This window comes from Streptomyces sp. NPDC086766 (assembly GCF_044746005.1).
GTDB lineage: Bacteria > Actinomycetota > Actinomycetes > Streptomycetales > Streptomycetaceae > Streptomyces.
Genome location: NZ_JBIVBI010000005.1, coordinates 236,638 through 253,859, shown reverse-complemented (window position 1 = coordinate 253,859; position 17,222 = coordinate 236,638). Strand labels below are relative to the sequence as shown.

The 17,222-nt window shown below is 72.1% G+C and carries 13 protein-coding genes and 1 pseudogene; 6 read left to right on the top strand and 8 right to left on the bottom strand.

The window, feature by feature from the left end:
* Nucleotides 1-2 precede the first annotated feature (2 nt).
* Nucleotides 3-2,579: a glycosyltransferase gene (locus tag ACIPM1_RS11805; protein WP_402432388.1), complete on the top strand. Its 2,577-nt coding sequence runs from the start codon at nucleotides 3-5 to the stop codon at nucleotides 2,577-2,579.
* A 20-nt stretch (nucleotides 2,580-2,599) separates the two neighbouring features.
* Nucleotides 2,600-4,915 carry a transglycosylase domain-containing protein gene (locus ACIPM1_RS11800; protein ID WP_402432385.1) on the top strand — a complete coding sequence of 772 codons (2,316 nt, stop codon included), beginning with the start codon at nucleotides 2,600-2,602 and terminating at the stop codon, nucleotides 4,913-4,915.
* 127 nt (nucleotides 4,916-5,042) lie between these two features.
* On the opposite strand, the gene ACIPM1_RS11795 is transcribed toward ACIPM1_RS11800, so the two are convergent.
* From ACIPM1_RS11795 to ACIPM1_RS11780, 4 genes are all read right to left on the bottom strand, one after another.
* The gene (locus tag ACIPM1_RS11795; protein ID WP_356184875.1) at nucleotides 5,043-5,459 is read right to left on the bottom strand and encodes a YeeE/YedE thiosulfate transporter family protein; all 417 of its coding nucleotides are present in this window, start codon (nucleotides 5,457-5,459) and stop codon (nucleotides 5,043-5,045) included.
* Nucleotides 5,459-6,115 carry a YeeE/YedE family protein gene (locus ACIPM1_RS11790; protein ID WP_402432381.1) on the bottom strand — a complete coding sequence of 219 codons (657 nt, stop codon included), beginning with the start codon at nucleotides 6,113-6,115 and terminating at the stop codon, nucleotides 5,459-5,461. Before ACIPM1_RS11790 ends, ACIPM1_RS11795 begins: the two co-directional genes overlap by 1 nt.
* Nucleotides 6,116-7,345: 1,230 nt before the next feature.
* Entirely contained in the window at nucleotides 7,346-8,515 is a 1,170-nt protein-coding gene (locus tag ACIPM1_RS11785) for a tyrosinase family protein (protein WP_402432378.1), read from the bottom strand.
* Between the two features lie 163 nt (nucleotides 8,516-8,678).
* Nucleotides 8,679-9,716 carry an aldo/keto reductase gene (locus ACIPM1_RS11780; protein WP_402432375.1) on the bottom strand — a complete coding sequence of 346 codons (1,038 nt, stop codon included), beginning with the start codon at nucleotides 9,714-9,716 and terminating at the stop codon, nucleotides 8,679-8,681.
* 118 nt (nucleotides 9,717-9,834) lie between these two features.
* Here ACIPM1_RS11780 and ACIPM1_RS11775 point away from each other — a divergent pair, with 118 nt between their 5' ends.
* The 3 genes from ACIPM1_RS11775 to ACIPM1_RS11765 all read left to right on the top strand — a co-directional run bounded on the left by ACIPM1_RS11775 (nucleotide 9,835) and on the right by ACIPM1_RS11765 (nucleotide 12,582).
* Nucleotides 9,835-10,407 carry a TetR/AcrR family transcriptional regulator gene (locus ACIPM1_RS11775; RefSeq protein WP_402432371.1) on the top strand — a complete coding sequence of 191 codons (573 nt, stop codon included), beginning with the start codon at nucleotides 9,835-9,837 and terminating at the stop codon, nucleotides 10,405-10,407.
* A gap of 219 nt (nucleotides 10,408-10,626) precedes the next feature.
* Complete coding sequence (gene rox, locus ACIPM1_RS11770; RefSeq protein ID WP_402432368.1) at nucleotides 10,627-12,072, top strand: rifampin monooxygenase; 1,446 nt, start codon at nucleotides 10,627-10,629, stop codon at nucleotides 12,070-12,072.
* 102 nt (nucleotides 12,073-12,174) lie between these two features.
* A complete protein-coding gene (locus tag ACIPM1_RS11765) occupies nucleotides 12,175-12,582 on the top strand; it encodes a hypothetical protein (RefSeq protein WP_402432365.1) in 408 nt (135 codons plus the stop codon).
* Here ACIPM1_RS11765 and ACIPM1_RS11760 read toward each other — a convergent pair.
* From ACIPM1_RS11760 to ACIPM1_RS11750, 3 genes and pseudogenes are all read right to left on the bottom strand, one after another.
* Nucleotides 12,572-12,739, bottom strand: coding sequence for a hypothetical protein (locus ACIPM1_RS11760; RefSeq protein ID WP_402432362.1), 168 nt, complete (start codon nucleotides 12,737-12,739; stop codon nucleotides 12,572-12,574). The genes ACIPM1_RS11765 and ACIPM1_RS11760 overlap by 11 nt on opposite strands.
* Nucleotides 12,740-12,863: 124 nt before the next feature.
* Nucleotides 12,864-14,177 carry a hypothetical protein gene (locus ACIPM1_RS11755; protein ID WP_402432359.1) on the bottom strand — a complete coding sequence of 438 codons (1,314 nt, stop codon included), beginning with the start codon at nucleotides 14,175-14,177 and terminating at the stop codon, nucleotides 12,864-12,866.
* Nucleotides 14,178-14,322: 145 nt separating this feature from the next.
* Nucleotides 14,323-14,851 (bottom strand): annotated as a pseudogene (locus ACIPM1_RS11750) (cysteine hydrolase family protein).
* Nucleotides 14,852-15,292: 441 nt separating this feature from the next.
* On the opposite strand from ACIPM1_RS11750, the gene ACIPM1_RS11745 reads away from it, so the two are divergent.
* The gene (locus tag ACIPM1_RS11745) at nucleotides 15,293-15,775 is read left to right on the top strand and encodes an SRPBCC family protein (RefSeq protein WP_356184852.1); all 483 of its coding nucleotides are present in this window, start codon (nucleotides 15,293-15,295) and stop codon (nucleotides 15,773-15,775) included.
* A 275-nt stretch (nucleotides 15,776-16,050) separates the two neighbouring features.
* Here the strand turns inward: ACIPM1_RS11745 and ACIPM1_RS11740 are convergent, their stop codons facing one another.
* Nucleotides 16,051-16,962, bottom strand: coding sequence for a hypothetical protein (locus ACIPM1_RS11740; protein ID WP_402432356.1), 912 nt, complete (start codon nucleotides 16,960-16,962; stop codon nucleotides 16,051-16,053).
* Nucleotides 16,963-17,222: the final 260 nt, after the last annotated feature.

Genomic DNA, 17,222 nt, shown 5'->3' with positions numbered 1-17,222 from the left:
ACGTGACCGACCGCCGACGCCACACCGCTCCCGCGCGCCGCGGCCGCAGCCGCACCCGCCAGATCACCCCCCGCACCCACTGGCTGCTGCTGAGCGTGCTCACGGTGACCCTGGCGACGGCGCTGCTGCTGCAGGGCTACACCCACCACATGTTCGGCATCACGTCGGACGCCGTGTCCGGCGCCCGCGGCCGCAGCGAGGCGGTGCCCCGCCAGGTGGCCCACGGCGGCCCCGTGATCGCGAACGCCGCCGGCACCGCGCACACCGCCCGGGTGAGGGCCCACACCGTGGCGCTCACCTTCGACGACGGCCCCGACCCCGTCTGGACGCCGCGCATCCTGGACGTGCTGCGCCGCAACCATGTGCACGCGACCTTCTTCGTCGTCGGCACCGAGGCCGTCGCCCACCCGGAGCTGGTCCGCCGGATCGTCGCCGAGGGCCACCAGATCGGCATCCACAGCTTCACCCACCCCGACCTGTCCCGCATCGCCCCCTGGCAGCGCTCCCTGGAGCTGCGCGAGACGCAGCTCGCGGTGGCCGGCGCGGCAGGCGTCACCACCGCGCTGCTGAGACCGCCGTACTCCTCGCAGAACGGGGCGCTGGACGACGCCGACTGGTCCGTCCTCCGGCAGGCCGGCGCGGCGGGCTACGTCACGGTGCTCTCCACCCAGGACGCGGGGGACTGGCAGCGCCCCGGCACGGACCGTGTCCTCGCCCGGGCGACGCCGCACGGCCACGCCGGGCAGATCGTGCTCCTGCACGACGGCGGCGGCGACCGGTCGCAGACCGTCGCCGCGCTGGGCGCGCTGGTGCCCCGGCTCAAGGCGCGGGGCTTCACCTTCGCCACGGTCTCCGACGCGGTCGGCATGGCCCCGCCCGTCCGGTCCGCCGGCCTCGGCGACCATCTGCAGGGACTGGCCCTGATCCGGGTGCTGCAGGGCGGCGACTGGCTGGTGTGGCTGCTGGGCCTGCTGATGTACGCGGCCGGCGCGATCAGCGTGCTGCGCGCGGTGGTCGTGCTGGTCGCCGCCCGCCGGCACCGGCGGCTGCGGACGGCTAGCCGGGGCGCGTCCTGGGGGCCGCCGGTGACCGAACCGGTCAGCGTCATCGTCCCCGCGTACAACGAGAGCGCCGGGATCGAGGCGGCCGTGCGCTCCCTGCTCGCCTCGGACCATCCGGTGGAGATCATCGTGGTGGACGACGGTTCGACCGACGGAACCGCCGACCTGGTGGAGTCGCTCCGGCTGCCGGTACGGGTGATCCGGCAGCAGAACGCCGGCAAGCCCGCCGCGCTCAACACCGGTCTCGCGGCCGCGACCCACGACCTGGTGGTCATGGTCGACGGCGACACGGTCTTCGACTCCGACACGGTCGGCGCGATCGTGCAGCCCTTCGCCGACCCGCATGTGGGCGCCGTCTCGGGCAACGCCAAGGTCGTCAACCGCGGCGGCCTGCTGGGCCGCTGGCAGCACATCGAATACGTGGTCGGGTTCAACCTCGACCGCCGCCTGTTCGACCTCGCCGAGTGCATGCCGACCGTGCCCGGAGCGGTCGGCGCGTTCCGCCGCCGGGCGCTGCTCGAACTCGGCGGCGTCAGCGACGTCACCCTCGCCGAGGACACCGACCTCACCATGGCGCTGTGCCGCGACGGCTGGCGCGTGGTGTACGAGGAGGGCGCGGTGGCCTGGACCGAGGCGCCCGCGTCGCTGAACGCCCTGTGGCGGCAGCGGTACCGCTGGTGCTACGGCACCCTCCAGGCGATGTGGAAGCACCGCGGCGCGCTGGTGCAGCGCGGCGCGGCCGGGAAGCTGGGCCGCCGCGGCCTGGTCTACCTGCTGCTCTTCCAGGTGCTGCTGCCCCTGCTCGCACCCGTCGTGGACGTCTTCGCCGTGTACGGCCTGTTCTTCCTCGACCCGGTCCGGATCGTCGGGCTGTGGCTGGCCTTCCTGCTGCTTCAGCTCCTGATGGGCCTGTACGCGTTCCGCCTGGACGGGGAGCGGCCCGGCCCGCTGTGGAGCCTGCCGCTGCAGCAGTTCGTCTACCGGCAGCTGATGTACCTGGTGGTGATCCAGTCCGTCTTCACCGCCGTCTCGGGCTCCCGGCTGCGGTGGCAGCGCATGGAGCGCTACGGCAGCCTGCGGGCCCCCGTGGCCGCGGAGACGCCCGGCGACGGCCACGGCCTTCCCGGGCAGGACCCCGGCTCTCCCCACCCGGCGCCGTACGACGGCCTTCCACGGCAGACGCAGGCGCAGCCGGGATACGGCGGCGTTCCGGCGCAGGCGCCGTACGACGGCGTTCCGGCGCAGGCGCCGTACGGCGAGGCTCCGGTGCCGCCCGGCCACGGCGGCTTCCCGCGGCAGAGGCCGTACGAGCCCCTCCGGCAGCCGGCCCCGTACGGCGGTGTCCCGCAACAGGCCCCGTACGACCCGTACCAGCAGCCGGCGCCGTACGGCCCTTACCAGCAGCCGGCGCCGTACGACCCCTACCAGCAGCAGGCGCCGTACGACCCCCACCAGCAGCCCCCGCCCCACCCCGGTCACTGGCAGCCCGGACCCCACGAGACCACGCGACCGTACTGAGAGGACAGTGAGCAGCGCCCATGAGCGGACACCGGCGCCGACCGCCGCAGCGCTTCCCCGGCGGCCCACGTGCCGGGGGACACCTCGCCACGGGCCGCAGGGCCGCACGCGGTGACCAGATCCCCGGTCCGGACGTGCCGGGCCGCGCCCGGCAGCGGGCGCCGCAGGGCAAACGCCGGATCGACTACCCGCGCCGGGCCAGGACGGGCCCGCGCCGCTGGCTGCCGTCGGTGCGTCAACTGCTGGCGCTCCTCGCGCTCTTCTCCGGCGTCTCCGCCGCGGCCGTCGGCTACGCCTACGCCACGGTCACCATCCCCGACCCCAACCCCACGACTCTGCTGCAGAACAACGTCTACTACTGGTCGGACGGCACGGTCCTCGCGACCGACGGCAGCGTCAACCGGCAGAACGTGACGCTCGCGCAGGTACCCGCCGACGTGCGGTGGGACTTCATCGCCGCGGAGAACGCCTCCTTCTACACCGACCCCGGCATCGACCCGCAGGGCATCCTCCGCGCCGTCGTCGACATGGCCGAGGGCGGCTCCGTCCAGTCCGGCTCGACGATCACCCAGCAGTTCGTCAAGAACACCTACCTGGACCAGTCGCAGACGGTCTCACGGAAGCTCAGGGAGCTGCTGATCTCCACCAAGATCGGCGCCGTCATGACCAAGGACCAGATCCTCCAGGGGTATCTGAACACCTGCTTCTTCGGCCGCCAGGCCAACGGCATCCAGGCCGCGGCCCGTATGTACTACGACCTGCCGGTGGAGAAGCTCGACGTGAGCCGGGGAGCCTTCCTCGCCGCGGCGGTCAACGAGCCGAGCCTCTTCCAGCGCGCGGACTCCGACCCGGTGGCCAGGAAGAAGGCGGAGGCACGCTGGTCCTGGGTGCTCGACCGGATGGTCGAGATCGGCAGGCTGACGCCCCAGCAGCGGGCGCGGTACGCCGCCGCCGGATTCCCCGCCCCCAAGAAGTGGACCCCCGGTTCGGGACTCACGGGCGAGACCGGCTACCTGGTCCAGCTCGCCCGGTCCTACGTCCAGTCCCACGACCCGAACATCACCGACGGCAGCCTCAGCAGGGGCGGCTACCAGATCCACACCACCTTCGACAGGAAGAAGACGGCGCACCTGGCCCGGGCCGTCGCCGCGGTGCGCAGGCAGCGCCTCGACCCCGCCCACCGGCCCGTCGACCGGGACGTCCAGGTCGGAGCCGCCTCGGTGGATCCCTCGACCGGCAGGATCCTCGCCGTCTACGGCGGTCCCGGGTTCGACCACAACCACTTCTCCGACAACGCCGACACCTCCGGCGTCCCGGTCGGCTCGACCTTCAAGCCCGTCGTCCTCGCCGCCGCCCTCCAGCACGGCGCCGTACTGCGGCCCGGCGCGTCCCCGAAGCCGATCACCCCGGCCAGCAAGTTCGACGGCGACGACGGCCTCAAGATCAAGGACCAGCAGGGCAACTACGTCGCCGACCCCAAGGACCCCACCGGCCTCCTCCACCAGCACAACGACACCCCGCAGCGCTGGGGCTACATCTCCCTGCGCAAGGCGATGGAGCAGTCGGTCAACACGCCGTACGTGCAGCTCGGCGAGGACGTGGGCTACGGCAATGTGGCGCGCACGGCCCAGGCCCTCGGCCTGCGCCCGAGCAGCCTCGCCGCGCCCAGCGCCGGCTTCTACATCGGCACCTCCACACCGAGCGCCATCCGCATGGCGGGCGCGTACGCGACCTTCGCCGCCGAGGGGATGCAGGCCACCCCGTACTCGGTGACGAAGGTGGTCCACAACGGCTCGCCCCTGCCGGGCTTCACCGCCCCCGCCCCCGTGCGGGCCCTGCCGGCGGAGATCGCCGACAACGTGACGGACGTGCTCCGCGGTGTCATCGCCCGGGGCACCGGCACCAAGGCCCAGGCGCTCGGCCTGACGGCCGCGGGCAAGACGGGCACCACCGACGACTTCAAGTCGGCCTGGTTCGTGGGCTACACCCCCCGGCTCGCCACCTCCGTCGTCCTCTTCCGCGAGGACCCGGCCCACCCGCAGTTGCAGTCCCTGATCGGTGTCGGCGGCCTGCGGAAGGTGTTCGGCGGCGACATCCCCACCGAGATCTGGACCCAGTACATGCGGGACGCCCTCGCCGGTCTGCCCGACGTGCCGTTCCCCGCTCCCGCGCCCCTCGGCCGCGGCGCCGACGAACCCGGCGTCCCGTCCCCCTCCCCGTCCGCCTCCCGTCCCGGGCGAGGCGGCAAGACCGGCAAGAAGTCGCCGTCGACCGCCGCACCCACCCCGGGCGCCCCGGTGAACCGCACCAAGTGCCACGCCCACAAGTGCCGTTGACGCAGTGTGGCCCGGGGTGTGAGACCCCGGGCCGCAGTGGCGTGGCTTTCGTCCGGTCGTCCGGCTGTCCGGCCGTCCCGTTGCCCGGCCGGTCCGGTCCTTCGGGAACGACGCGGGTTCCCCCGCGTCACATCCCGCAGGAGCCGCGGTCGAACTGGAAGAACCGGTTGCTGGCCCAGCGGCACAGCCACATGCCGACGGCGACGCCGGCGATCGTGACGAAGGCGGGCAGGTACCCGCTGGCGACCTGGATGATCGGGATCGTCGGGCACCCGCCCGAGATCGCCCAGCCCGCGCCGAACAGCATCGCGCCCGGGATCACACCGGCGTGGATGCGCCCCGGGGTGCGGCGGACCCGCACCAGGGCGAAGGCGACCACGATGATCGCGACGGCGCCGGCGAAGGAGTAGAACATGCGCATGTCCTGGAAGGTGAACATGCGGTTCAGCTCGGCGAAGTCGCCGAAGCCGATGTTGGTGACGACGTAGCCCAAGGCCAGTCCGGTGAGGATGTTGGCCAGCAGAATCGCGCCCCGGGTACGCATCAGATCACCTTCCACAGGAGGAACGACACCGCGACGGCGGTGCCGAAGAACACGGTGGTCGCGACGATGCTGACCGGGCGGAGCCGGCCGCAGCCGCTGAGTCCGTGGCCGGAACTGCACCCGCCGGCCAGTCGCGTGCCGAAGCCGACGAGGACGCCGCCGAGGAACAGCACACCGATCATGACGGCCGGATCGGCCGTGACCAGGTTCCGGAAACCCGCGCCCATGTCGTACCGCACGTGGAAACGCCCGGAGGTGACCGCGGCGATCAGCCCGCCGAAGAAGACCGACACCAGCAGGGCGGCCTGGGTGACCAGCGGGGCGGGCCGCGAGTTCGTGACCGAGGAGTCCGCACCCGGCGCCGGTTCGACGACGTCCGGCTGGGGCGGCTGCGCCTGCGGGTAGGGGGCCGGCCCCGCGGCGGGGGCGCCGACCGTGCCGAAGTGCTCCGCGGTGGCCGCGGCGAGCGCCGCGGCGAGCGCCTCCTCGTCGCCGAACTCCTCGTCCATCCGCTCGAGTTCGCGTTCGCTGCGCCAGTTCAGCACGCGCTCCCACGCCGAGGACACACCCAGGGAGCGGTCGGTGATGAGGGTGAAGTTGATGGTGATCAGCGCGAGCCCGACAGCTCCCGCCCACCAGGGCCAGTACGTACTCATGCGGGGCCTCTCATCCAGTCGGCGAGTCGAGCCCACCAGCCGCGCTTCGGGCTGGACGCCTGCCGCCCGCGTCGGGCGGGGCGGCCCCCGGGCTGGGGAGTCAGGGTGGGTGATGACATTTGGTGGTGCCCGGCCATGGCCGGCTGGGACCAGGAAGCGTCGGCCTGCTGGGACCAGGGATCGGCTCCCTGCGCCCACGGATCGGGCTGTGACGGCGGGGCCTGTGCGGGCGCCTGCCAGGACGCCTGCCCCGGGTTGCTCGCGCCGTGCATACCGGCGCCCTGCATACCCGCACCGGGCATACCCGCACCGTGCATACCCGGGCCGGGCATACCGGCGCCCTGCACACCCGCGCTGTGCCGACCCGCGCCCTGCATACCCGGGCCGGGCATACCCGCGCCGTGCATACCGGCGCCCTGCATACCCGCGCCGTGCCGACCCGCGCCCTGCATGCCCGCGCCGGGCGTACCCGCACCCTGCATCCCCGCGCGGGCCGTCTCCGCGGCGGCCGGGGTCTCGAGGTGCCGCGCCACCGCTCCGTTGGGCAGCAGGCTGATGGGTACGCGCTCACCCGCGAGCGACGACTTGTAGCGGGCACACGAGTGCCACTGGTCCTGGCTGTCGCAGTAGTAATCGCGCCATCCGTGCAAGCTCGCCCGGAGTAGGGGGAAAAGGGGACATGACACGGCGTGCGAGCAACTCACGCTGCTCCCTCCTGACCGGGGCCTGCCGCCCGGTTCGGAGAGGGCGGTTGCCGTTCTCGGTTCTTGTCCTTGCTGCGGCCGGCCGGCGATATCGAATGCCTCGAGAAATGCGGGCCCAGTGCCGAATTGTGACTTCCTGTCATCGTGTTCAGCGGTGATGCAACCACTTTTCCGGTGTCCCGGGCAACCTGACTGGGTATTCACCGGCCAACCTCTTGACATCACCGAGTGATGTGCGCCACGTGTTGAATACGCCGGTCTATCTGCCATGTCCGGATATCCGCAGGCCGCGGCGCGGGTGGTTTGATCGTTATTCGGCCGCACAGTTGAATCCTTGACCGCTCAGGTCGGTTGTTCGTGGAGAGGGTAGAAATTCTGCGACCGAGTGTGACGAAAATGTGAATATTGCGGATCGTAAATGAAGACTTTCGCGAAGAGTGATCATCACACCTGGTCTCCTGGCCGCCGTGCCCGGCCAGGAGACCGTCGGGGGGAAAGAGACCCGGGGAGGGTGCCTCCGGCCCGGTCAGGCGGTCGCGTCCCTGGTGGACCGCCATGCGATCGCGCCGGACAGACCGCTGACCTCCAGGCCGCCCTCCTCGGTCAGCCGGAGACTGTTGCCGGTGCCGTCGACGCCCAGGCTCCACACCCGGTGTCCCTCGGCGTCGTCGATGGTGAGGTCGCCGTCCATCTGCATGACGCACATCCCGGGAGACGTGCGCTGCGTCTCGGACGCCCACCGCGGAGTCCGTTCGCCGTCCTGATACAGCACCAGGTTCCCGTCCGTCTCGTAGACGAGCCGGTACCGGCCGTCGTCCGTACTGATCGAGTCGCCCCTGCGGAGGGTGTCCCCGGGATGCATCTGGTCGCCCTGGGCCGTGGGGTTCTCGGTGTCGTAGACGTAGCCGAGGCGGCGGTGGTCGAGCACCGCGCTCACCCTGACGTTCGTCCACGGCGGCATCAGGTCGTTCTGGTTCTGTCCGGGCGGGCCGCCGCTCTTCGGGAGATACCCGTCCGGGTTCAACTGCTGCCACTGGGCCCAGAGCCGGTCGAGGTTGCAGTGGTGCAGGAAGAACACAGGATCGTTGGGTGAGCTGTTGAGCTGCATGTTGCCGCCGACCCACCGGTGGACCCTGTTGTGGATGTAGGGCGCTGTCGCGCCTTCGAGGGAGTTCCGGAAGCTCGGGTCGCTGGTGACGTCCCACGGCGGGTTGTCGTACGGCGTCTTCCGGAGGCAGTCCTCCACGTCGTCGGCCGTGGGCAGTCGGCGGCCGCCGGCTCCGAACTGCCGCCTGAGGAAAGCCGGGATCGGCCGGGTGGGGTCGACACAGGTCCATCCGTTGGCGTAGGCGAACGGACCGGTCGTCACCATGGCGTCGCCGGCCCTGCCGTTGCCGCCCATGAAGTCGTCCGCCCAGATCGACCAGGGATCGACGGTGTCGGTCCAGTCCCAGTACGGAATGGTGGCCTGCTGGTCCCCGGCGAGCCGCTGCACCGCGACCTCGAAGATCCGGACGAACTCCCGGTGCCAGGGGAGGAAGGTGGGGACCTGGTGGTACCAGGGGGCGCCCTCCGCGTGCATCTCGGTGAACTGGTCGTAGGCGCCCTGGCGCTTGGCCTCCAGCACGGCGTTGACGAACTGGGCCTTCTGTCCTGCGGAGAGCAGTGCCTGGTTCCTGCGGACGACGTGAGCCATGACGGGCTCCTCTCGACGATGGGCCGAACGGGTGAATCCCCCCGACCAACGTCGAACGCGCCCCGACCCCCCGCCACGCGGATTACGCCATCCGGGTGACATCCGGGTGGCGCACGGCGATCCCGGCGCTCCCGGCACGCGGCGCTGCGGGGGCCCGCCCGGTCTACCGGCGGCGGAACGCGGCGTCCAGCGAGGTCGTACTGGTGCTCCACATGTTGTCGGCGATGTTGATCGTGTGCCCGGGAGGCACGATCTCGTCGATGCGGTCGAGGACCTCGTCGGACAGATCGACGCCGTCGGCCGTCAGGTAGGAGTCGAGGTGCTCCATGGTGCGCGGGCCGACGATCGCGGAGGTGACCGCCGGGTGGCGGGTGACGAACGCGATCGCCATCTGAACGAGCGTCAGGCCGGCCTCGTCGGCGAGCGCTCCGAGGGCGTCGGCGGCGTCGAGCTTCGCCGCGTTCGCCGGGGACGTGGCGTCGTAGGCGCCGGGGAAGCGGCGCTGCCGGGCCGGCGAGCCCGGCCCGGCGATCTCCCGGCCCTTGCGGTAGCGCCCGGTCAGCCAGCCCCCGGCCAGGGGGCTGTAGCTGAGCACGCCCATGCCGTGGCGCAGGCAGGTCGGCAGCACGTCGTACTCGACGGCACGGGTCAGGAGGGAGTACGGCGGCTGCTCGGTGCGGAACCGCTCGCGGCCGCGCCGCTCGGCGGTCCACCGCGCCTCGACGATCTCGGACGCGGCGGCCGTGGACGCGCCGAACATACGGATCTTCCCGGCGCGGACCAGGTCGGACAGGACGCCCAGGGTCTCGTCGACGTCGACCGCCGCGTCGAGACGGTGGACCTGGTAGAGGTCGATCCGGTCGGTCCCCAGCCGGCGCAGCGAGCCCTCGACCGCCTCCGTGAGCCAGCGCCGCGACGCCCCCCGCCGGTTCGGGTCCTCGCCGAACGGCAGCCCGACCTTGGTGGCCAGGACGACGTCCTCGCGCCGCCCGCCGCCGAGCGCCTTGCCCACGATCCGCTCCGACTCCCCGCCGGAGTAGACGTCGGCCGTGTCGATGAAGTTGACGCCGGCGTCGAGCGCGCGATGAATGATCTTGATCGAGTCGTCGTGGTCACTGTTGCCGAAAGCGCCGAACATCATCGCGCCGAGGCACAGCCGGCTGACGGAGACGCCGGTGCGTCCCAGGGGTCGGTAGTCCATCGAAGCTCCTCCGGTCACCGCGAAACGCTCGCGGTGGATGGGTAGAATCAGGCTCCGCGCAGAACCGGATAGCCTGTCCGTTCAGCGTACCGGATAGCCTATCCATTTAGGAAGCCCGATGACCCCGTACCAGCTGCCCGCACCGCCGAGGCGTGCCGACGCCGAGCGCAACCGCGGCAAGATCCTCGCGGTCGCCCGCGCCGCCTTCGCCGAACCCGGCGCCCAGGTGTCGATGGCCGAGATCGCGCGCCGCGCGGGGGTCGGCATGGCGACCCTCTACCGCAACTTCCCCGGCCGCCGGGAGCTCCTGGAAGCCCTGTACGTCGACGAGGTCGACGCCATCTGCGAGGCCGCCGGGACCGTCGAGGGCGAGACGCCGGGAGCGGTGCTCACGGCCTGGCTGCACCGGTTCTTCGCCTTCTTCACCAGCAAGCACGACATCGCCTCCGAGCTGCTGGCGCAGTCCGGCGGCGACAACCCCGTCTTCAGCGAGAACCGCCCCCGGGTACTGGCCGCCGGCCGGCCGCTCCTGGCCGCCGCGCAGCAGTCCCGCGAAGTCCGCGCCGACCTCACCCTCGAGCAGATCTGCGACATGGTCATCGCCATCGCCACGATCCACGGCGACCCCGACTACGTCGCCCCCATCCTGGGAGCCGCCCTCGACGGCCTGCGCCCGACGGACACCGCTTAATTCGCCCAGGACCTCTTTTCCGGTCCCCTTTTCGGATCTTGCCGGGATCGTAGGGCCCGGCAAGGCCGCGGAGGGCGGAGAAAAAGACAAAGGCAAGGAGGTCGACCCACTCCTTGCCACTCTCAAGATATAGCGCACCGGGGGGCTTGCGGCAAGGCCCCTCTCATGCCGCAGAATCGCCGGCCGAAGCGACAACCTGCGGAAACAATGGGGGCGTTGATGATCGACGTGATCATCGCCGGTGGCGGACCGACCGGATTGATGCTGGCCGCCGAGCTGCGGCTGGCCGGAGTGCACGTGGTCGTGCTGGAAAAGCTGACCGAGCCGAGCGGCCAGTCCCGCGGACGCGGGCTGCACGCGCGCAGCGTCGAGATGATGGACCAGCGCGGCCTGCTGGACCGGTTCCTCGCGGTCAGCGAGAAGTTCCAGGTGGGGGGTCTCTTCGGCGGCATCGTCAAACCGTGGCCGGACCGCCTGGACACGGCCCACCCGTACGGCCTCGCCACCCCGCAGCCGGTCACCGAGCGGCTGCTCGGCGAGCGTGCCCGCGAACTCGGTGCCGAGCTCCGGCGCGGCCGTGAGCTGGTCGGGCTGAGCCAGGACGGGGACGGGGTCACCGCCGAGCTGGCGGACGGCACGCGCCTGCGCTCGCGCTACCTCGTCGGCTGCGACGGCGGCCGCAGCACGGTGCGCCGGCTGCTCGGCGTCGGCTTCCCCGGCGAGCCCGCCAAGGTCGAGACGCTGCTGGGCGACATGGAGCTGACCGAGGATCCGGAGACGATCGCCGCCGTCGTCGAGGAGGTCCGCAGGACCCAGCTGCGGTTCGGAGCCATCCCCGAGGGCGAGGGGGTGTACCGCGTCGTCGTGCCCGCCGCGGAGGTGGCCGAGGACCGGACGGCCGCGCCGACCCTGGAGGAGTTCAGGGACCGGCTGCGGGCGGTGGCGGGCACCGACTTCGGCGCGCGCTCGCCGCGCTGGCTGTCCCGGTTCGGCGACGCCACCCGGCAGGCCGAGCGCTACCGGGTGGGCCGGGTGCTGCTGGCCGGCGACGCGGCGCACATCCACCCGCCGACCGGCGGGCAGGGACTCAACCTCGGTGTGCAGGACGCGTTCAACCTCGGCTGGAAGCTGGCCGCCGCCGTCAACGGCTGGGCGCCGGAGGGGCTGCTGGACAGCTACCACGCCGAACGCCACCCGGTGGGCGCCCGCGTGCTGGCCGGCACCCGGGCGCAGATGACGCTGCTCGGGACCGATCCGGGCGCGATCGCACTGCGGGAGCTGTTCTCCGAGTTGATGGACTTCGAGGAGGTGAACCGGTACGTGACCGGGATGATCACCGCGGTCGAGGTCCGCTACGACTTCGGCGAGGGTCACGACCTGCTCGGCCGGCGCCTGCGGGACGTGCACCTGAAACGGGGCCGCCTCTACGAGCGGATGCGCGACGGCCGCGGACTGCTGCTCGACCAGACCGGCCGGCTCTCGGTCGAGGGCTGGGCGGACCGCGTCGACCACGTCGCCGACGTCGCCGAGGACCTGGACGTGCCCGCGGTGCTGCTGCGGCCGGACGGCCACGTGGCGTGGGTCGGTGAGGACCAGCGGGAACTGCTCGGCCACCTCCCGACGTGGTTCGGCACCGCCGCCGGACGCGGCCCTGAGCAAAGGTGACGACGACGGTCCGGAGCGCACCGTGCCCCCGGTTCAGGTACTCGGGTCGAGCTGAGTACGCGCGCTCTGTGCGGGGACGGCGCGGGCCGGAACGCTGGGGCCATGCGCCAAGGACTGATGAAACCCGTGCTCCCGCTGTTCCCGGTCCTCGTGCCCGCCGCGGCGTCGCTGCTGCTCTGGGCCGCCTGGCTGGGCTGGGACCAGCAGCGTGACGTCCACCCCGACGGCACGACGACCGGACCGTACGACGCCTGGCAGGTGATCGGGCTGGTGGTGACGCTGCTGGTGCCGGTGTACTGGGCGGCGTCCCGGCGTCACGTGGCGGCCGCCGTGCTCGGCACCACGGCCGGCCTGACCGCCGCCGCCTGGGCCGACTGGTCGGACGACTCCAGCGGCCTCTTCGTGATCGGCGTGGGGATGGTCATGGTGGGGAGCCTCGCCGTGACCGCCGTCGCCTCCACCGTGATCGCCTCCGTGACCCGGGGCGGGCCGCGGTCGGCTATCCGCTGAGCGCGTTCACGAGTTCCACGAGGACGCCCACGCCGAAGGCGGTGAGGACGACCAGCCCGACGACCACCAGCGAGCAGCACGAGGCGGCCGCCACCATGACCCATGCCCGCCCCGCGGCCCGGCGGTACTCGGTGTCGTCGTCCCAGTCCTGAGCCATCACGCCGTCCCCTCGCCGAGCACGATACGGAGCGGGCCGGCCCTCCGCGGAGCACGGCCTTCCCACGCCCCGGGTCGCGACCTCGCGCGCCGCGACCGTCCTCCATGCGCGAGCGCCGGGCGGGTTACCGCCGGGCCGCGCGACGGCGTACGAGCAGGACCGTCCCCGCACCGGCGGCGACGACCGCGGCCGCGGTGCCCGCCAGCGGCAGGGCCGGACCGGAACCGGTCGCGGCGAGGTTGCCGCCTGTGGAGGAGGCGCCCCCCGAAGCCGCGGAGCCGCCGGCCGGGGAACCGCCCGAGGTGTCCGCCCCGCCGCCGGTGGTTGCGGAGCCGCCCGCGGCCCCGCTTCCGCCGGTGGAGCCCGAGCCGCTTCCGCCCGCGGTCCCGCTCCCGCCCGTCGAGCCGCTGCCGCCGGTCGTCCCGCTCCCGCCCGTGGAACCGCCGCCCGCTACGTCGAGCAGGATGTCGGCCTTGTCGTTCGCCTTGTTCACGTCGTACGGGCGGGCTTCGTCCTCGAGGGCCACCGAGCCGGCGGCCCCCGCCACCGCCTTGTCGATCTTCAGCCTGAACTTGTAGTTCTGCACCTGGCCCTCCTCCACCCAGGACTGCACGGTGCCGCAGTCGTAGGTGCCGGCCGCCGGGTTCTTGCAGTACTGGAGCCCCCCGACCACGCGCGTACCGGCGGGCACCTTGATCAGCACCCGGGTCACCGAGGTGCCCAGTTCCCCCATCACCCAGGCGGGGCCGGCGTTGGTGAACTTCACCTGGGCGTCCACCGTCGACCCGACCCGGCCGGTGAGCCTCGCCCCCGTCACCTGGAAGTCGGCCGTGTTCACCGCGCTCACCCGCACCGAGGCCGAGTCCCAGTCGGGGCTCTTCGACCCACCGCCGGTGGCGGCGGAACCGGCGGGCTGCTCCACCAGCTTCACCGCGGGCCCGGTCCCGCGCACGGGCCCCGAGGCGTTCTCGTCAGCGCTTATCTCGTGGTTCGCGACCATGACGAAGAGGTCGTCGTACAGCGCCCGGTCGAGAGCCTTGAGGACCAGCGGCCTCTCGGGCGCGTAGACGGCACCCGGCTCCACCGCCTGGTCGAACTCGCAGATCACCGAGGATCGGGCCGGCATCTCGTCGTAGGAGCCGACGTCCCACCGCTCGCAGTTCGAGGGCATCTCGGTGTGGCTCAGCCCCCGGGTGACGGAGTACGACAGCCAGACCTTCGGCAGCGCCTCGGCGCCCTTGTTGGCGAAGGTCACCGGTGCCTCGAAGGTGCTCCCCGGCTTCACCCCGTCGATCGGGGCGATCTCCCCCAGCACCAGCCCGGTCCCGGAGTCGTCGGCCACGGCGCCGGACGCGGTGCCCAGCGCGATCAGCGCACCGGCGCCGACGACACCGGCGGTCCTGCGGAACGTGCGGAGGCGGGGACCGAAGTGGGGCATGCGGGTCTCTCCGGGGGGAAGCGGCGGCAACGGACGGTGAACCGGGGGCGAACGCCGGTTCAGCACGTCAGACACACACCGGCGCCGGAGAGTTGTACCGACGGCGGGCGGACCTCTCCGGAAGGAGTCGCACGCGCGAGTGCGGTCAGGGCCCGGCGGCTGAGTCCGTGAAGTCGATCTCCTTCGCGGTGACGATCCGGGCGCCCATGTTCCGCTCCATCATCTCCAGCGCGGCGGAGGCCAGATGGGGATGGATGGAGGCGACGGCGTCCTTGGGCACCGTGACCTCCAGGTGGCGGATGTGCGCGTCCAGGGCGGAGTAGAGGACGCACTGCTCGGTGACCTGACCGGCCAGCACCACCTGCCCGACGGCCAGACGCCACAGGAGGTAGGCCAGGGGCGTCTCGTAGAAGGCGGAATGGCGGGCCTTCACCACGAAGAGCGACTCGGCGTCGGGCCGTATCGGCTCGGATCAGGCCGGCATGGGGCCCGGCCAGCGCGGCGTCCACCAGCTCACCGTGGTGGGAGCGCCACAGCCCGAAGTTGTCGTTCGCGTAGATCACCGGCACGCCCGCCTCGCGGGCCCGTTCGAGCAGCCCCGCCAGCACGGGTACGACACGTTCGACGGACGGCACGAGCAGTTCGGCGTCCTCGTGCTCGTACGTGTTGATCATGTCGACCACGAGGAGAGCGAGCCCCGTCGGGTCCGGCCGCCGGTCCACGGCCTCCTCCGCCCGTCCGTCTCTCTCAGCCACGCGGCTGCGACAGGATGTCGGACATGGTGTCTCCCGGGTGAGGTGTGGGGCGGCGCTTGCGGGAACGCGCTGCCGAGTACCCGGTGGCCCGGCGGGCCTAACGGGGGGCGCGCGGGTGCCCTCGCCCGTACGAACACCTCAGGGAGAGCGCCGAGGACCGCGCCGAGTCCCCGACGCGCACCATCCAGGGGCGCTCATCGACGGCCGAGAGGGAGCCGCGGAACGCACTCGGCCGCTGAGGCGCGGAGTCCCGTCCCGAAGCGGTGGTCTTCACATCGGTTTCCCGGGTACCCGGTCCCTCGCACACAGGCAGGAGGCCGGCGCGGCCGGTCCCGGTGACCAGCGGACCAGGAGGGATCTATGAGCACGGTCAAGGAAACGGTCGACGTGGAGGTCCCGCTCCGCAGGGCGTACGACCAGTGGACGCAGTTCGAGCAGTTCCCGAAGTTCATGGAAGGCGTCGAGGAGGTCCGCCAGCTCGACGACCGGCACAACCACTGGACCACGAGCATCGGCGGGGTCCGGCGCGAGTTCGACACGGAGATCGTCGACCAGTTGGCGGACGACCGGATCACCTGGCGGTCCGTCGGCGGCGAGACCCGGCAGCGCGGCTCGGTCCGGTTCGAGCGGCTGGACGACGCGCACACCAGGGTCGAGCTCACGATGGAGGTCGAGCCGACCGGTGTCGCCGAGAAGGGCGCGGACGCGCTGGGCGTGATCGACATGCGGGTGAAGGGTGACCTGCGCCGTTTCAAGGACTACATCGAGGGTGGCGGCGGCGCGGGCGAGGGCTGGCGCGGACGCATCCGCCCGGGCGAGCCGGGTGCGGGCACAGGTTCCTGACGGTGCGTCAGGCGTTCGCGCCGCCAGGTGCCGGCGCGGCACCCGGGCCGGGGCGCCGACGGAATCCCCGGCCGGGACCCCGATCGGAGCGTTCTGCAGGCCAGGACGCCCGCCGGCCGTTCGGCAGGCCAGGACGTCCGCCGGCTCGCTCCGGCGGGCCGGTCCGGACCACGCGCAGGCCGGCACGGCCCCCGGAGTGAGGGGCCGTGCCGGCTGCGCGGCCGGTTCGGCCACTGCCGTCCCGGCTCCCTGTCGTGGTCGCCCGAGGCCGGAGGTCAGACCCTGGAAAGGGTGACCTCGGACTCCTGCTGCCCGGTGTCGACGGTCACCGGGTAGTCGCGGTCGTCCGCCCTGGCCTTGCCGCGCATCGTCGCGGTGCCCGGACGGAACGAGGTGTCGGGTTCCTGGCTGGTCAGGCTGACGGACCAGGGGACGGGCGCGCCCGGGGTGCAGGCGACGGTGGTCGCGTACGACGCGCCCGGCGTTCCGTTGTTCAGGACCTGGAAGACCTGGCCGGTCAGTGAGACGCTCGCGGCCTTGTTGCACGTCACGGTGCCGCCGACCGTGATGTGACCGTCCCGGACGTCCACCGTGCCGTCGGGGTCGGTGGCCATGCCCAGGGCCAGTTCGGCCGGAGGCTCGGGCATGACGGCGTGCACCTCACCGCTCAGAGGCACCGTCGATCCGTTGCAGTACTGCTCGTAGGTGGCGTCCAGTTCACGGACGTAGCCGTAGGGGCCGAAGGTGATGTGCTCGATGGTGAAGGAGCCGGAGTTGGTGCTGCACCATTTGTCGGTCCCGTTGTCGGTCCCGCTGAACTGCAGTTCCGGATCGGCCGGCTGGGCGTAGGGCCACTGCTTGGCCCCGGTGTACGTGGTGCCCTCGGTCAGCTTCTCACCGTCGGGCGCGGCGATGATGAGACGCCAGCGCGTGCTCTCGTCCGCGTCGACCGCGACGGTCAGGCTGTTCCCGTCCTGGCTGCCCTGGACGTCGAACAGCTGGACCGCGCCGGCCGCGTACGCGTACGACTGACCGCCTGAGACGGGCTCGCCCGTACCGCCGCTGAAGCTGAGCGTTCCCGACTCCGCGCTCTGGGCCTCCGCGGTGCCCGTCAGCGGTGCGGCCGTGAGCGCGACGGTGACCGCCGCGACCACGCCCATCGTGCGGGCCAGTACGCGCCTCGGCATGGTACTTCTCGTCAAGGTCCCCCCAAGGGAGTGTGGTGAGCTCGACCGGCCTGGCGCGCGACACATGCGCCCGCTCTGGTCAAGTCGCCCTGGAATGAGGCTGGTTGAGGGGCAGCTCAGGCCCCACCCACTAAGCGCCGAAACGTGATCGAGCGTCACAGTGCCCCTGTCGTCCCCGTCCGCCGCGCACCGCGCGCGGACGGCCGGGGCGGGGTGGGACCGGTGGCACCGGGCGCGTCAGGTGGTAGCGTCACGCTCTT

What these genes read in the sequence shown, in the direction of transcription:
- ACIPM1_RS11800 (WP_402432385.1), top strand. Translation starts at nt 2,600, where the DNA reads ATGAGCGGACACCGGCGCCGACCGCCGCAGCGCTTCCCCGGCGGCCCA.
- ACIPM1_RS11795 (WP_356184875.1), bottom strand. Translation starts at nt 5,459, where the DNA reads ATGCGTACCCGGGGCGCGATTCTGCTGGCCAACATCCTCACCGGACTG.
- ACIPM1_RS11790 (WP_402432381.1), bottom strand. Translation starts at nt 6,115, where the DNA reads ATGAGTACGTACTGGCCCTGGTGGGCGGGAGCTGTCGGGCTCGCGCTG.
- ACIPM1_RS11785 (WP_402432378.1), bottom strand. Translation starts at nt 8,515, where the DNA reads ATGGCTCACGTCGTCCGCAGGAACCAGGCACTGCTCTCCGCAGGACAG.
- ACIPM1_RS11780 (WP_402432375.1), bottom strand. Translation starts at nt 9,716, where the DNA reads ATGGACTACCGACCCCTGGGACGCACCGGCGTCTCCGTCAGCCGGCTG.
- ACIPM1_RS11775 (WP_402432371.1), top strand. Translation starts at nt 9,835, where the DNA reads ATGACCCCGTACCAGCTGCCCGCACCGCCGAGGCGTGCCGACGCCGAG.
- rox (WP_402432368.1), top strand. Translation starts at nt 10,627, where the DNA reads ATGATCGACGTGATCATCGCCGGTGGCGGACCGACCGGATTGATGCTG.
- ACIPM1_RS11765 (WP_402432365.1), top strand. Translation starts at nt 12,175, where the DNA reads ATGCGCCAAGGACTGATGAAACCCGTGCTCCCGCTGTTCCCGGTCCTC.
- ACIPM1_RS11760 (WP_402432362.1), bottom strand. Translation starts at nt 12,739, where the DNA reads ATGGCTCAGGACTGGGACGACGACACCGAGTACCGCCGGGCCGCGGGG.
- ACIPM1_RS11755 (WP_402432359.1), bottom strand. Translation starts at nt 14,177, where the DNA reads ATGCCCCACTTCGGTCCCCGCCTCCGCACGTTCCGCAGGACCGCCGGT.
- ACIPM1_RS11745 (WP_356184852.1), top strand. Translation starts at nt 15,293, where the DNA reads ATGAGCACGGTCAAGGAAACGGTCGACGTGGAGGTCCCGCTCCGCAGG.
- ACIPM1_RS11740 (WP_402432356.1), bottom strand. Translation starts at nt 16,962, where the DNA reads ATGCCGAGGCGCGTACTGGCCCGCACGATGGGCGTGGTCGCGGCGGTC.